This window comes from Thermococcus profundus, assembly GCF_002214585.1.
In the GTDB taxonomy this organism is placed as follows: Archaea; Methanobacteriota_B; Thermococci; order Thermococcales; family Thermococcaceae; genus Thermococcus; species Thermococcus profundus.
Genome location: NZ_CP014862.1, coordinates 726188 through 740534 on the forward strand (window position 1 = coordinate 726188; position 14347 = coordinate 740534).

Genomic DNA, 14347 nt, shown 5'->3' on the forward strand with positions numbered 1-14347 from the left:
CTCAGACCCCCAAATGGCCGAACATCTCCGCGTGCTCGGCCTCGCTCTTTTTCCTCGCCTCCTCGAGGATCTTCATGGCCTTCTCAAGGCTCAAGGCGACGACCCTGCTTATGCCGTTCCTCATGCTCACCCCGATGATCTTGTCGGCGTTGGCCATCATGACGTCGCGGAGGGTTATCACTATGAACTGGCTTGACTGGGAGGATTCCTTTATGAGATCGGCGACGCGCTTGACGTTTGCATCGTCGAGGTGGGCGTCTATCTCGTCGAAGAGGTAGAACGGGGCCGGCTTGTAGCGCTGTATGGCGAAGACAAATGCCAAAGCAGTCAGAGCCTTCTCGCCGCCGCTCATCGCTTCGATCCTCTTGACGTCCTTTCCTGCAGGTTTGGCCTCTATTTCAAGACCTCCCGCGAAGGGATCCTCTGGATTCTCAAGGATGAGCTTCGCGCTTCCCCCAGGTGAGAGCTTGGCGAAGAGCTCCGAGAAGTTCTTCGCTATCTCGTTGAGCGTCCTCATGAAGACCTCCCTCTTCTGTCCCTCGATCTCGGCTATGAAGTCCTCTATGCTCTCCTTCTCAGCCAAGACCTGCTCGCGCCTGCTGCTGAGCTCCATGTACCTCCTCTCAACGACCTCGAAGTCCTCTATGGCCTTCATGTTAACGGGCTCGAGGGAGCGTATTTCCTCTTCCATTTTCTCTATCTCTCCCTTGAGCTCCTCAAGCTCCTCCGGCTCCGGGATCTCATCTGGCTTTATCGACTTCACCAGCTTTTGATCGAAGTGCTTAAGCTCGGCCTGCCTCTCCTTCAGCTCGTTCTCGTACTGGGCGAGCTTTATTTTCAGTGTGTTCGCCTCTATCCTGAGCTCCTGGATCCTGTTGGAGAGCTCGTCCTTCCTCTCGCGGAGCTCTACTATCTCGTTCCTCAGGCTCTCGCGCCTCTCGCGGAGCTCCTTGAGCTCGTCCTTGACGTTCTCCTCGGCCTTCTTCAGCTCTTCAAGCTCCGCCTCGAACTTCTTTATTGCCTCCTCATTCTCGGTTATGTTGGCTTTGAGGGCGTTTATCCTGTTGATCAGGCCCTCTATCTCCTCCTCAAGGTCGGCCTTTCTCGGCAGGAGCTCGTCGTTTATCCTGCTCTCCAGGCTTTCGAGCTTGCTTTCGACCCTGCTCAGCTCTTCCCTGAGCTTGGCGATCTCGCCCTCGACCTCCCTGATCTTTGCGTTCAGCTCCCTTGCCTCTGGGTTTTCGAGGGCCTTCTTGAGCTTCTCCCTCTTCTTCTCAAGCCTCTCTATTCTTCCACGGAGCTTCGCCATCTCGCCAGTGTACTCGTGTATCCTCTCGTTGAGCTTCTCTATCATCCTCTCGATTTCGGCTATCTCCTCCGCCAGGGCCTTGTCTTCCTTTAGGAGCCTCTCCATGTCCCTCTGGGACACCTGAAGGTCCTTGCTCAGCTCGCTCTTTTTCATGCGCAGGTTGAAGAGTTCGTTTTCAAGCCCCCTTATCTCGAGCTTGAGGGCGTTGACGGCAGACTCCAAGCTCTCTTTCTCGCGCTCCAGCCTCTCGACCCTCTTCTTTATCTCGTCAGTGTTAATTCCAAGCCTTCCGCGCGGACGGTAGTGGCCGCCGGTTATGGCGCCGCTCTTTTCTAGGAGCTCCCCTCCAAGGGTGACCATCCTGACCTTTCCGATTCCAACGGTTCTTGCCTCGTCCATGTCCTCGACTATGAGCGTGTCGCCCAGGGCGTAGGCCACGGCGTTCTTAAAGCGCGGGTCGTACTGGACGACGTCGAGGGCGGGAACCCCCAGAGGGGGCCTGGATTTCATGGAGCGGGGCTTTATCTTGTTGAGGGGGAGAAAAGTCAGCCTCCCGAGCTTCTTCTCCTTGAGGAGTCTTATTGCCTCCTCGGCGACGCGGTCGTCCTCAACAACAACGTTGTCGTAGTTGCCGCCGAGGGCCACTTCAACCGCTAAAGCGTACCTTTCGTCCGAGACCTTTATGAGCTCTCCGAGCGTGCCGTAGAGGCCTGGGATATTCTGCTTTTTGAGGAACTCTGCCGCCCTGTTGCCCCGAACTTCCCTCTGGGCCTCGGCTTTGATCAGCTCTTCCTTGGCCTTGGCGAGATCGGATTCAACCTTTTTGAGCTTCTTTGCCTTCTCTTCAAGCTCCTTCTCCGCCTTCCTGAGTCTGCCCTCGGCTTTGTTCATCTTGCCCTCTATCTCGACGAGCTCGGAGCGCTTCCCCTCAAGCTCTTCCTTCGCCTTGGCTATCTCCTCCTTGAGGGCGTTCCTCTTCAACTTCGCCTGGGTTATTCTCGTTTTCCCCCTCTCGATTTCCTCTTCGAACTTCTTTACCTCCGCCTCCCTGGTGTAGAGCTCCTTCTTGGCCTCTTCGAGTTCGTTTACAACCTTGTCGAACTCCTCCCTGGCAACCGCGTAGCTCCTGTCTATCTCACCCAGCCTGACGACGAGTTCGTTCCTGGCCGTTTCCTTCTCCTTTATCTCGACGAGGAGCTTCTCCCGTCTCTTGCTCCAGCGCGTTATTGCCCCCTTGCTCTTCTCAATCTCGTCGGAGACCTTTTTCAGCTCCTCCTTGGCCTTGGCGAGCCTTCTCTGATCCTCTTCAATCTCCTTCCTCGCGTTCTCGATGTTCCTCTTGGCCATCTCTATCTTGGATTTTACCTCGCTTATCTTCCTCGTGACCTCAAGAATACCGTCCTCGCTCTTCTCCTCCAGCTCCCTCTCAACTTCGTTCAGCTCCCTCTCCTTGGCTATTATCTCCTTAACTAAAGCTTTCAGCTCCTCTTCCACGGAGCTCGTTTCCTTCTCGATGAGCGTGTCTCTTTCCTCGCTATCAGCTATTAGGGATTCGAGCCTCTTGATCTCCCCGAGGAGGAGGGCAACCTTGGCGCGCTCAACCTTCTCCTTGAGATCCAGATATCTGAGGGCGTCGTTCCTCTCCTTCTCAAGCTTGTCTAACTGCTTCTTCACTTCTTTGATGAGGAGATCGACTCTGGCTAGGTTCTCTTCGGCCTGCTTGAGCTCTTCGATGGCCTTCTCCTTTTTGGCGTCGTATTCCGCTATTCCGGATATCTCGTCGATGATGAGCCTCCTTTCGGTTGGGGACATCTTGATGAACTTGGTTATATCCCCCTGGAGAACGAGGTTGTATCCCTCGGGCGAGATCATCGCCGCACTCAGAAGATCGAGTATCTCGCTCCTCGTTGCCCTCTTTCCGTTCAGCCAGTAGTTGCTCCTTCCGTCGGGATAGACGCGCCTCTTAATGACTACCTCGTCCTCATCGATGGGGAAGCCTCTGTCCTCGTTGTTGAAGTACATGGCAACCTCCGCATACTTCGCCGCTGGTTCTGCCTTGTTCCCGGCGAAAATAAGATCGCTGATCCTCGTTGCGCGCATGGCCTTAGCGGAGAGACCACCGAGGACGAAGAGAACGGCATCGCCGATGTTGCTCTTTCCAGAACCGTTGGCTCCAACTATCGCCGTGAAGCCCTTTGAGAGCGGAACAACGACTTTTTTGTTACCGTAAGATTTGAATCCCTTCATTTCAATCTTCTCAATGTACGGCATATTCGACACCTAAGAGCGTGAATGGCATCAGGGCTTATATAAGTTTGCCGCGGCCTGTGGGTGCCTATAACTGTCGGGAATACCCCCGGCTCGGATAAATTACCATGGCGAATGAAAAAGGTTTTATATGTCTTTGTTCAGAGAATAGAGTGGTGAGATGCATGCAGATCGTAGAACTCGATATTAAACTGCCCTACGAAGGAAGGGGAAAAATTCTAGGCCGTCTGTACGGCAAGGTTAGGGGCAGGATCAGGGATATACATTTCTTCCCGCCCGACGTGAGGGGCATCAGCGAGATCAGGATGGAGGTAATCGAGGAGGATGCTTCAAAACTCCTCTCCGAGCTCAAAAAGATAGTTGGGAACGGAAAGGTGACCTCAAAGGTTCTCTCCGAGGCCTGAGCCTCACCCTTTTATTCCTCTGTTCAGCTCTATCAGCTTTTCTCTGGCCTTCTCGATCGAGCCGGCCTTCTCTATAGCGGTCCCCGTGACTATTATGTCGGCACCTGCCTTCACGGCTGCCCTCGCCTGTTCTTCGGTTCTTATTCCACCACCGACTATGAGCGGAACTTCTATAACGCGCTTCACCAGCGCTATCATCTCCGGCGGAACCGGCTGTGGCGCGCCGCTTCCGGCTTCAAGGTATACCAATCTCATTCCAAGGTACTGGCCGGCAAGGGCGTAAGCTGCCGCTATCTTCGGCTTGTGCCTTGGGAGTGGCTTTGCATCCCCAACCCAGCCGACGGTTTCGCCGGGCTCGACGATGAGGTACGCCATCGGGATCGGCTCTATTCCATAGCGCTTCACCTGAAAGGCCCCAAGAGCCTGGGCCCCGGTTATGAAGAACGGGTTCCGCGAGTTGAGGAGGCTCATGAAGAAGATTGCATCGGCGTATTTGCTTATTCCCCCATGGGAGCCGGGGAAGAGTATCACAGGGAGGTTCGAGTTCTCCTTTATTCCCTTCACAACGCCGTCAAGAACCTCTCCTTCGGCTCCAGTAGAGCCTCCCACCATTATGGCATCGACGCCTATTTCTTCGCTCATCCTCGCGAGCTCTCCCGCAACTTCGGGTGAGACGTCGTCCGGATCGAGGAGGACGAAGTGGAGCTTTTCCCTCTCAAGCTTTTCGCGAATGTAGGTTTCGACTTTTCCAAGTTTAATCATCATCACACCTCCATAAACTTTCTAATATCGTCTTCACTGATGGATTCATCGATCAAGAGACAGTCAACATCAAGTCGATGGGCATGCGCGCACATAGGCCGGTCCCGAGTTATGAGCGAATAACCCTTCTCAATGGCGAGGGCAAGGAAGTAAGTGTCGAATCCTGAGGGAGATTCAATGGCCGCAATGCCCTTAGCGGTACTGTATAGCTCCTCTTCCCTCACCACTTCAAATGAGTTCTCGACGGCGTTACCAAGCCTTACTGCAAGTTTCTGATCGCCGCTTAGCCTCTTGGCAACGCTGATAACCTCGACTATCGCCACACGGGGAACTGCAATCTTCTTTCCCCTTGAAAGTGACAGTACAAGGCGGCACTTGTCAAGGATACCCCGCTTCTGTTTTAACTGAGGGTGAGTGGAGTTGTAAAAAAACGCCCCTATAATGACGTTTGTATCAATAACGAACCCTTTTTCTGCCCCTGACATCTTCCAGCACTTCCTCAATACTGGCGTTAACGGGGATTCCATTTATTTCCTCCAGCATGTCCCAGATCGTCTCACCAACGATGATCTTAACCTTTGCTCCCTTGGGCAGGTTAACCCTTTTGAGGGGCCTGAAACTCTCACCATCGTAAACAGCCTCAATGACCGTCCCCATAATCCCACCGTATTCTTGATACTTCCTCCCCACTTTTAACGGTTTTCCAGCGAAGGCTCATGCCCTCAAGAATTCTGACCAAGACCTTGTCCGGCTCTTCATCAAAGCGATAGAGGTTCGTGCTCACCTTCACATCCCCGGCCCCAAAGCCTTCAACTGGCTCCCCAAACTTCGAAACCTCCACTGAGAGCTTTTCTTCCAGCCTTTCTTCGCTGGGGATTAAGTAAGCCCTCAGAAGTTCTGCCTCCTTCAAGAGGTAGTCGATGTGCCAGTGGAGCTTCTTTTTTCTTGAAAAGTGCCTTGCAACGCGCTTTTCAAGCGAGTTCATGGCGGAACCAACGTAGACGTAGTAACCGGCCTTCAGAGAGAACTCCCTAGCCTTCGTGTGCACCGTTTTATCCCTGTCAAGCCTGATGACAAGTAGGTAGGATCCCTTCATGGGCTCGACTTTCCGGCAGGGTTTATAAATGGTTCCGCCGACTCAGCTTAAAGGTGTTCGACATGGACGAAAAGGAAGGAAAAAGAAAGCGCCCGGTGGACGACTTCGCCTGGCAGGAGTACGACAGGGAAGAGTTCAAGCGAACCTTTCCCGCCCTTGCAAGGGAGCTTGAAGAAGATGCGGAACTTCAGATAACCGCCTACAGGACGTCGGAAGAAGCGGCGCTGAAGGATGAGGAGGTCGAGCTCCAGGACTTCTCTGGCTACAACCCCACGGTAATCGACTTCCTGAGGAGATGCGAGACCGACGAAGAGGCCCTTGAGATAATCAACTGGATGGAGGAGAGGGGTGAGATAACCCCTGAGATGGCAAAGGATCTTAGAATAACCCTTACCAAGAAGGGTGTGAGGGCTTTTGGTCCCAAGAAGGAGTGGGGCTGGTACGAGAAACACGGCAGACATTGAGATGCCCATCGAAAAGTTAATATCCCCCTCTTCCCTTAGATTTGTCGGTGGGCCTCATGAACTTCGACCCCGTTTCTGAGGCTAAGAAGATTGAAGAGCGGATAATCTCCTGGAGAAGGGACTTCCATATGCATCCCGAACTCGGTTATGAAGAGGAGAGAACCTCAGAGATAGTCGAGGAACACCTCCGCGAGTGGGGATATTCAGTTAAACGCGTTGGAACCGGGATAATAGCTGACATGGGGAAAGGCGAGAGGACGATAGCTTTGAGGGCCGACATGGACGCCCTCCCGATTCATGAGGAGAACGACGTCCCGTACAAGTCCAAAGTTCCAGGAAAGATGCACGCCTGCGGCCACGATGCCCACACGGCCATGCTCCTCGGGGCGGCCAGGATAATAGCGGAACACAGGGATGAGCTGAACGGAAGGGTTAGGTTAATCTTTCAGCCGGCGGAAGAGGGTGGAAACGGAGCGGTCAAGATGATAGAAGGTGGTGCCCTCGAAGGCGTCGATGCCATCTTCGGCTTCCACGTCTGGATGGACCTTCCAAGTGGGCTTATCGGCATCAGGGAAGGGCCGTTCCTGGCTGGAGCGGGGATATTCAACGGGAAGATCATTGGAAAAGGCGGGCATGGTGCGTCTCCACATGAGACGATTGACCCGATTCCAATAGCGGCCGAGGCGGTTCTGGCGCTTCAAACGGTAGTCAGCAGAAACGTAGATCCAATTGAGACGGGAGTTGTCAGCGTTACATCCATTCACGGGGGAACCGCATTCAACGTCATCCCCGAGGAGGTCAAGTTCAAGGGAACCTTCCGCTTCTTCAAGCCGGAGATAGGCGAGCTCATTCAGAGGAGGATGGGGGAGATCCTCGATGGTGTTACAAAGGCTCACGGGGCAAAGTACGAGCTGAGCATAGAGGAGCTCACGCCGCCAACGATAAACTCCAAGGAGATGGCCGACTTCGCCAGAAAAGTGGCTGAAAAGTACGGCCTGAGGTACGGGGAGGTCAGGCCGACGATGGGAGCTGAAGATTTCGCCTTCTACCTGCAGAAAGTTCCGGGAGTGTTCCTTGCCCTTGGCATCAGAAACGAGGGGAAGGGGATAATCTATCCCCACCACCATCCGAAGTTCGACGTTGATGAGGAAGTCCTCTACCTCGGAACCGCGATGGAAGTCGCTTTAGCCTTCGAGTTCCTCCGCTAAAGCCGCTTCGCTATTATCGGCACCTTTCCCTTCTTTTCCGCTCCTAAAGCGTCGGCGGTTCCTTCGTCCAGAACGGTTAAAACGCTCTCAAATCCAAGCTCCCTTGCGCGGCCTATGGCTTTGGGGATATCTTCTAAATTCCCCCAGAGGAAGAGGCTCGCCTTTCCGGGTCTTCCAGGCAAGGGCTTGAGGACGTAGTGGGAATCTCCGATTTTTCCGGCCTCCGCGAGCTCGTGAACGCCTGCGAAGAGATCCCTGAAGCTTGAGAACCACATGTCGTAGGAACTCTGAAACCTGCCCGCTACAAACTCAAGGTCTTCCACGTCCTCCCAGGGGAAGAACTCCAAGGTTTTAACTTCTCCCGCGTTAAATCTAGAGGTCTCAACTTCCACTAGCCGGTTCTCGTAGAGAACTCTATCAAAACCCAGCTTCTTGTAAAAGCCAGCCGCTTCCTCGCTCGGCTGGGTCGTTAGGAGTTCCGCCCTATCCGCAAAATTTCGCTCAATGTACTCGATGAGCGCCCTTCCCACTCCCCTGCCCCTGAAGTCGGGGTGAACCTCTATGAGGTCGAGGTGGGCTATCCTCTTTATCTCGCCTTTTATTGGCTCCTCCGAGAGAAATACTTCCGCTTCCCCGACTATTCTCCCGTCCAGCTCGGCCACTATCGGATACTGCCCATCGAGGAGGAGGGCGTTGATATGGACTGAACAGGTCTCAACGCTCATCCAGGGGCCGCCGCGGAGGTATCTTTCACGAACGGAAAGGCCTGAAAGCTCCTCCCCTGCAGTGTGAACGTTGACGATCCCTTTAACGTCGTCGAGGGTGGCCTTTCTGATCACGGGTTCCATGAGCTCACTCCTCCAGATAGCCAAACTTTCTGAGGATGTGCATCACTGCCTCCGCTCCACCGTCACCGTAGGGCTTCTGGGTGACGTAGTCTGCTTTCTCTTTCACACTCTCCGGGGCCTGGGCTATCGCGACGCGGTAGCCAACGACGCGGAAGGCGTCGAGGTCGTTCTCCCCGTCGCCAACGTGGGCGACCTCCTTTGGAGAGATGCCTAGGTACTCACAGGCCTTCTCTATTCCAGTCCCCTTGTTTATCCATGGCTTCTTCACGTGGATTGCAAAGCCCGAATCGACGGCAACCAGGTTGAGGCCGAGTTCCCTGATGATCTCCCTGACGGCCTCAACGGGGATTGTTCTCCTTATGACAAGGCCGGCTTTCCTCTCCATCGTTGAAAAGCTGAGCTCAGCTTTAGGATAGCGCTTCTTCAGCTCGCTCCAGAGGATCCACTCCTCGTCCATGTCGGTTAGAAAAACGCGCTTTCTCATCGTCCCTTTCCCTTTAAGCGAAAGGGCTCCTCCGTCCTCCGCTATGACCGGCCCGCTAGTGCCGATGAAGATCGCCGCTGCCTCGGCGAAGGGAACGGAGTTTCCCGTTACGAGCATAACCGGAACGCCAAGGCTCTCGGCAAGTCTTATCGCTTTCAATGCCTCAATGCTCAGCCTTCTATCCCGATAGGTTATCGTGCCGTCTATGTCGAGAGAAATCGCCCTTACCTTCATTCTCTTCACCAGAGAAAGGAGGAAAGAGGTGTATTAAACCTTTCCGGCGAAGGTCAGGAATTCCCTACCAAGGGCCCTTACCGAGTAAGCCCTCAGCTTTCCATCGAGGAAGTCTTTTATCGCCTCAAGGGTCTTCTCGCGCCTCTTGAGTTCCTTTAGAGCTTCGTTAGGGGTTACTTCCTTAAACTGAACCTTTGTTCCGGGCCTGCTCTGGGCGAGACGGGATAGATCGGCGCTTATCACCGTCGCTATCTTAGCGTAGCCTCCAGTGGTTTGAGCGTCCTTCATCATAACTATCGGCTTCCCGTTGGCCGGCACCTGGACGCTTCCTGAGATGAGGGGGCCGGTAACAATGTCAGCTCCCTTCTCCGAATGCTCAACACTCGGCCCGTCCAGACGGTAGCCCATCCTGTCGCTTTCGGGAGTTATGGTGTAGGCCGAGTTCAGGAAGGTCTCGATGCCCTTCTCCGTGAAGTGGTCCAAATCCGGGCCGAGGACGACGCGGACTTCCACCTTATCGCGTGAGTAGTTTGGCCTCAGCTTTGGGGGAAGAAAGCGACCCTCCCTGCCCGTTAAGAGGGCGTAACCAACACTAAGCCTGTCGCCGGTCTTCAGCGGCCTCCCAAGATCGGCACGGGGATAGGCCGAACAGCTTCCCAAAAGCCTCTCGCACTTTATCCCACCGGCGAGGGCTATGTAACCGTAGAGGCCGCTCCTCAAAGTTCCGACTTCGAGGATGTCGCCTCTCTTCGCCCAGTAGCTCCGCCAGGCTTCAATGGGGACTCCGTTTAGCTTGACTTCAACGTCCCCAGCGACGGCGAAAACCACAGAGGCGTTAAACTTTATCTTTGGCCCCGCAAGGAGAAACTCGAGGAGAGGCGCATCACCGGGATTCCCTACTAGGTAGTTGGCTATCCTCGCAGAAAAGCCATCCATGAAGCCAGAAACCGGAACACCGAGCCTTCGGTAGCCGGTCCTCCCCGCGTCCTGAACGGTTAAGAGCGATGGAACGCTGATGAGTTCAATCATTACCCATCCCCCCACTCGGCTTTGTGGATCTCCCAGAACTCCTTCTCGCCTATAGGCACAAAATTGACTTCATCCCCCGGCTGGAGTAACGTGGGTGGGTCTCTGCCTGGATCGAAAAGTCTCAGCGGGGTTCTCCCTATGAGCCGCCAGCCGCCGGGGCTTTCGATGGGATAGATGCCTGTCTGCCTTCCAGCTATCCCAACAGAACCCGCTGGGACCTTCAGGCGGGGCTTTTCGAGCCTCGGAATGGTGATCCTCTCATCAACGGGGCTAAGGTAAGCAAACCCGGGCAGGAAGCCGAGGAAGTGGACACGGTATGTTTTTCCGGAATGTAACTCTATCACATCATCAACGCTCAGCCCGTTGTACTGGGCGACAAATTCGATGTCCGGCCCGTATTCGCCGCCGTATAGGACGGGTATCTCGATTCTCCTCCCCATAAAAGCCTCGGCACTCACACCGAGCAGTGGCTGGATGGCCTCTCTAACGTCTTCAAATGAAGCCCTCAGCGGGTCGAAGATAACCGCCAGGGAAGAGTAAGCGGGAACGGTCTCTACCAGCCAATCGAAGTCTTTTTTCTCAATGGCCCTTGCAACTGCGTGGACTCTCGCGTTTATGGAGTCGTCTATGACCTCACCGAAGGAGATGAGAATGGCCGAATCTCCAAGCGGCTTTATCTCCATGCTCTCACCTAACCACTTCCCTCATTGGAGCTACCTTAATCCCTTCCTCCTCAAGCACCTTCCTGATGTGAGCGGCTATCTCAACAGCTTTCGGGTTGTCCCCGTGGAGGCAGATAGTATCGACCTTCAGCTCGATCCACTCGCCGTTTATCGCTTTGATGCCGCCGTCCTTGACCATCGAAATTACTCTTTCGGCTATCTCTTCCCTGTCCTCTATCACCGCCCCCGGCTTCGAGCGTGAGACGAGGGTTCCGTCGGGGTTGTAGGCCCTATCCGCGAAGACTTCATGGGCAACCTTAACCCCCATCTCCTCCGCGATCTCCGCCGGCCTTGAGCCGGAGAGTGTTACGAAGATCAGGTTTTTGTCGAAGTCGGCTATCCCCTCGATCACACCTCTCGCTAGTTCTTCCTCCGTCACAAGGGCGTTGTAGAGTGCTCCGTGGGGCTTGACGTGCTGAAGCTTAAGACCCTCAGCTCTGACAAAGGCGTAGAGCGCCCCAACCTGGTAGAGAATGTAGTTCCGCGCCTCTTCCTGAGAAAGCCTCATGTACCTCCTGCCGAAGCCGAGAAGGTCTGGATAGCCGGGATGGGCGCCAACCGCTACGCCTTTCTCCTTCGCCAGCTTTACCGTCTTTCTCATGACGAGCGGGTCTCCAGCGTGCCAGCCGGTCGCTACATTGGCGCTGGTGATGTAGTTCATCACCTCCTCGTCGAGGCCGAGCTTGTACCTCCCAAAGCTCTCGCCGAGGTCGGCGTTGAGGTCAACCTTCATGCTCCCACCGAATCCGTTTCGACGCAAATCTAAAAAAGCCTTTCTCCAAGCTTTCCTCATGGGCGATGAAAAGGAACGAACGAAAAAAGCCGTCATAGACTCGGCCTTCTTCATTCAGGGAGCGGATGTTGAAGGCTTAACTACTCCTGGCGTCGTTGAAGAGGTTAAAGACCCCGAATCGAGGCTCTTCCTAGAGGGTCTCATCAGCGCTGGAAAGGTGAAAGTAGTTCTCCCATCGAAGGAAAGCGTGGAGGCAGTAAAAGAAGCCGCTAAGAGGACGGGTGAACTTGAAGAGCTGAGTGAGGCCGATATTGAAGTCCTAGCGCTGGCCTACGAAATCAACGGAATCCTCCTCACCGACGACTACAACCTCCAGAACATCGCGAAAACCCTTGGAATAGAATTCAAAACCCTAAAGCGCGGGATAAAAAGGGTAATCCGGTGGAACTACGTCTGCATAGGCTGTGGAAAGAAGTTCGAGGAGATGCCACCGGGGGGTATATGCCCGGACTGCGGAAGTCCTGTAAGGCTGATACCGAAGAGGAAGCGGAAGAAGCGAAAGGGAAAAAGGAGGACTCAAGGATAGATATCAACTACTATTCTGTCCGGGTTCGAGAGGGTGAAGTCCCTGTATGGAAGATACGGACTGTTGAGTTCTACCACGATGAAGGCCGTGTTCCCGCTCTGGGTTGCATAGATTATTGGGGCCGTGTTCGAACCAGTGTAGGAGTAATACCAGCCGTTGTAGGTTGCCCATCCTAGGTCGGCGAGCTGGGCATTGTCAACCTGGATAACGAGGTGGTAGCCGTTTGAGTAGGATGTGTAGTAGACGTGGTACCCAGTTAACTGGCTCAGGTCGAGGACAACGCGGAAGTAGCTTCCGTGGTCGGCAAAGCGGATTCTCGTTACAGTCGGTAGTGGGTCGTGGACGGGAACGCCGAAGTAGCGCTGGACGCCGTGGAGAATGGCAGAGGCGTACTTCCACTGGTAGGTCTCGTCGCTTATTATCCCGGCATCGTAAGAGTTGGTCACAAAGCCGGTCTCGATTAGGATGGCGGGCATTTTGGTGTACTTGATGACGTAGTAGCCGGCGCTCTTAACCCCCCTGTTCTTTAGGGGTATCAGCTTGGCAATCTCTTCGTCAACGTAGGTGGCAAGGACAGTTCCCTTGCTTGAGGTGTAGTAATGGTAGACCTCAAAGCCAGTGGCCGAGCTTGGACCGGAGTTGGCGTGGATGCTGATAAAGATGTCGCAGCCGGCGGAGTTGGCTATTTGAACCCTTCCCGAGAGGGTAACGAAATAATCGCCATCCCTTGTAAGCACAACGTTGGCCCCGTCCATCTCTAGAGCTTTGGCGACTTTCAGTGCTATGGCGAGGTTGACGTCCTTCTCCACGACGTAGCCGACGGCTCCAGGGTCTTTTCCGCCATGACCGGCGTCAACGCAGATTGTATATCCGCTCAGATTGTATCCACTTGCTCCCACCTTTGGTGTCCAAAAAAGAACACCAACGATCAATATAGTCACTAATAGGGCCTTGAATTTCATTTATTTCACCCCCAATGCATTAGTGTCCAAACATTTAGCGGTTGGAAATTATAAAATTTACGGAGAGATGTGGACGGAAGGCTAGATAAAAAGAACGACAGACATCAAAGGCGCAAGTATGGAAGAACTTCGTCGTAAACCTTGCTCCAGTCCACGATACCGACCCTTTTCTTAACGCCCTTTCTTATGAGGTCGAGTATCTCCTCGACGACTTCTTCCGGCGTTTTTCCAGTGGTGTCAACCTCGATAACGTTCTCGTTCTCTTCAAGGGCCTCTACGAGGATTACATCCACAAGCTCGGCCTCGACGTTCTCCCCGAGCTTCTCCCTGCTGTACCCTCTCTCCTTCAGTCTCTCGGCTATCAGCTTGGGATTCGCCCTGAGGACGATAACAAGGTCCGCGTTGAGGAAGTGGCTTAGATGACCGTCGGCGACGACGTTTTTGCCCTTAAAGTCTCTCTCGAAGTTGTAAGCAAGTTCATCCACCTCTACCTCGAGTTCATCCCCCTTCATCTCTCCTATACCCCTTTCGACGGCGTAGTCCCTGAGGTTAACGTATTCGTAGCCGAGTCTCTCAGCTAAAAGCTTCGACACGGTCGTCTTTCCAACTCCAGGTGTTCCGGTTACCGCGATTATCATTATCCCACCCTCCGTATTTGTCCAAAATTGTCCGAGTGAGTTTAAAATCACGTCCCGGACGGGCTCGGCGCTCATAGGGTACGTCATCGCCTGAACGGCTAAGCCCGTCTTGGATTCGTCACTGCCCGCCCGGGACGGCGTCAGATGACGTTTCTCTTCACGGATCCGCGCAATTCGCTGTCATCATCCGCATGGGTTCATCTCATATAATAGGATATAAGCTTTCTCAGCTCGGGATCTCTCCTGAGCGGGAGCTTGAGGAAGCGCCTCAGCTGGTTGTTTTCAGCAATTAAACCCGAAAGCTCGATGGCCAGGATCTTGTTGTCCTCGCTCAGTCCGTAGGCTTTGAAGCGGAGCGGTGCGTATTCCTTTTCCAGCTTCCAGACTTTTCCTTCGAGTTCCCCCACTTTCTTTTCAAGCTCTTCAAGATCTCCCTCCTGTTTTCTGAACTCGCCGGTAAGGGCAATCTCAACAACCTTCTCAGCCGGAACTCCATAGCGTTCGCTAAGCCCCTTTATCTCGCTCCAGAGCTCGGCGGAAAGTTCTATCTCTATCTTCCCGAGGCCTTTCTGGGGTTTGATGGTGAGCTTCATTTCGTTC

At 54.0% G+C, this 14347-nt stretch carries 17 protein-coding genes; 4 read left to right on the forward strand and 13 right to left on the reverse strand.

What is annotated here, in order from left to right:
• Position 1: 1 nt before the first annotated feature.
• Complete coding sequence (gene smc, locus A3L09_RS04105; protein ID WP_088857751.1) at positions 2–3580, reverse strand: chromosome segregation protein SMC; 3579 nt, start codon at positions 3578–3580, stop codon at positions 2–4.
• Between the two features lie 161 nt (positions 3581–3741).
• On the opposite strand from smc, the gene A3L09_RS04110 reads away from it, so the two are divergent.
• Positions 3742–3981 (forward strand): hypothetical protein, encoded by a 240-nt coding sequence (locus A3L09_RS04110; RefSeq protein ID WP_088857752.1) that lies wholly within the window; start codon positions 3742–3744, stop codon positions 3979–3981.
• Between the two features lie 3 nt (positions 3982–3984).
• On the opposite strand, the gene A3L09_RS04115 is transcribed toward A3L09_RS04110, so the two are convergent.
• Genes A3L09_RS04115 through A3L09_RS04130 form a run of 4 tightly spaced genes read right to left on the reverse strand, consistent with a single transcriptional unit; the run spans position 3985 to position 5839 of the window.
• Entirely contained in the window at positions 3985–4743 is a 759-nt protein-coding gene (locus A3L09_RS04115; protein ID WP_088858978.1) for a geranylgeranylglyceryl/heptaprenylglyceryl phosphate synthase, read from the reverse strand.
• 2 nt (positions 4744–4745) lie between these two features.
• A complete protein-coding gene (locus A3L09_RS04120) occupies positions 4746–5228 on the reverse strand; it encodes a type II toxin-antitoxin system VapC family toxin (protein ID WP_157727198.1) in 483 nt (160 codons plus the stop codon).
• Positions 5197–5400, reverse strand: a complete 204-nt coding sequence (locus A3L09_RS04125) for an antitoxin family protein (RefSeq protein WP_088857754.1) — start codon at positions 5398–5400, stop codon at positions 5197–5199. Before A3L09_RS04125 ends, A3L09_RS04120 begins: the two co-directional genes overlap by 32 nt.
• Positions 5384–5839 (reverse strand): GIY-YIG nuclease family protein, encoded by a 456-nt coding sequence (locus tag A3L09_RS04130; RefSeq protein WP_088857755.1) that lies wholly within the window; start codon positions 5837–5839, stop codon positions 5384–5386. The genes A3L09_RS04125 and A3L09_RS04130 overlap by 17 nt, the downstream gene beginning before the upstream one ends.
• A gap of 62 nt (positions 5840–5901) precedes the next feature.
• Between A3L09_RS04130 and A3L09_RS04135 the strand changes: the two genes are divergently transcribed.
• Together A3L09_RS04135 and A3L09_RS04140 are read left to right on the forward strand one after the other, a co-directional pair.
• Entirely contained in the window at positions 5902–6303 is a 402-nt protein-coding gene (locus A3L09_RS04135) for a DUF2095 family protein (protein ID WP_088857756.1), read from the forward strand.
• Between the two features lie 56 nt (positions 6304–6359).
• Entirely contained in the window at positions 6360–7511 is a 1152-nt protein-coding gene (locus tag A3L09_RS04140; protein WP_088857757.1) for a M20 metallopeptidase family protein, read from the forward strand.
• Here the strand turns inward: A3L09_RS04140 and A3L09_RS04145 are convergent.
• Genes A3L09_RS04145 through A3L09_RS04165 form a run of 5 tightly spaced genes read right to left on the reverse strand, consistent with a single transcriptional unit; the run spans position 7508 to position 11561 of the window.
• The gene (locus A3L09_RS04145; protein WP_088857758.1) at positions 7508–8359 is read right to left on the reverse strand and encodes a GNAT family N-acetyltransferase; all 852 of its coding nucleotides are present in this window, start codon (positions 8357–8359) and stop codon (positions 7508–7510) included. The two genes, A3L09_RS04140 and A3L09_RS04145, sit on opposite strands and share 4 nt — an antisense overlap.
• Positions 8360–8363: 4 nt before the next feature.
• Positions 8364–9077, reverse strand: a complete 714-nt coding sequence (locus A3L09_RS04150) for a phosphoglycolate phosphatase (protein WP_088857759.1) — start codon at positions 9075–9077, stop codon at positions 8364–8366.
• A gap of 33 nt (positions 9078–9110) precedes the next feature.
• Positions 9111–10106, reverse strand: coding sequence for a 5-oxoprolinase subunit C family protein (locus A3L09_RS04155; RefSeq protein WP_088857760.1), 996 nt, complete (start codon positions 10104–10106; stop codon positions 9111–9113).
• Positions 10106–10789 (reverse strand): 5-oxoprolinase subunit PxpB, encoded by a 684-nt coding sequence (gene pxpB / locus A3L09_RS04160; RefSeq protein WP_088857761.1) that lies wholly within the window; start codon positions 10787–10789, stop codon positions 10106–10108. The genes A3L09_RS04155 and pxpB overlap by 1 nt, the downstream gene beginning before the upstream one ends.
• 4 nt (positions 10790–10793) lie before the next feature.
• Positions 10794–11561: a LamB/YcsF family protein gene (locus tag A3L09_RS04165; protein WP_088857762.1), complete on the reverse strand. Its 768-nt coding sequence runs from the start codon at positions 11559–11561 to the stop codon at positions 10794–10796.
• Positions 11562–11619: 58 nt separating this feature from the next.
• On the opposite strand from A3L09_RS04165, the gene A3L09_RS04170 reads away from it, so the two are divergent.
• Positions 11620–12147, forward strand: coding sequence for a type II toxin-antitoxin system VapC family toxin (locus A3L09_RS04170; protein ID WP_088858979.1), 528 nt, complete (start codon positions 11620–11622; stop codon positions 12145–12147).
• Here the strand turns inward: A3L09_RS04170 and A3L09_RS04175 are convergent.
• The 3 genes from A3L09_RS04175 to A3L09_RS04185 all read right to left on the reverse strand — a co-directional run bounded on the left by A3L09_RS04175 (position 12138) and on the right by A3L09_RS04185 (position 14340).
• On the reverse strand, positions 12138–13109 hold the full coding sequence (locus tag A3L09_RS04175) for an N-acetylmuramoyl-L-alanine amidase (protein ID WP_088857763.1): 972 nt from the start codon (positions 13107–13109) through the stop codon (positions 12138–12140). The two genes, A3L09_RS04170 and A3L09_RS04175, sit on opposite strands and share 10 nt — an antisense overlap.
• Positions 13110–13213: 104 nt before the next feature.
• Positions 13214–13747 (reverse strand): adenylate kinase family protein, encoded by a 534-nt coding sequence (locus A3L09_RS04180; RefSeq protein WP_088857764.1) that lies wholly within the window; start codon positions 13745–13747, stop codon positions 13214–13216.
• Between the two features lie 197 nt (positions 13748–13944).
• Positions 13945–14340, reverse strand: a complete 396-nt coding sequence (locus tag A3L09_RS04185) for a hypothetical protein (RefSeq protein WP_088857765.1) — start codon at positions 14338–14340, stop codon at positions 13945–13947.
• Positions 14341–14347 lie beyond the last annotated feature (7 nt).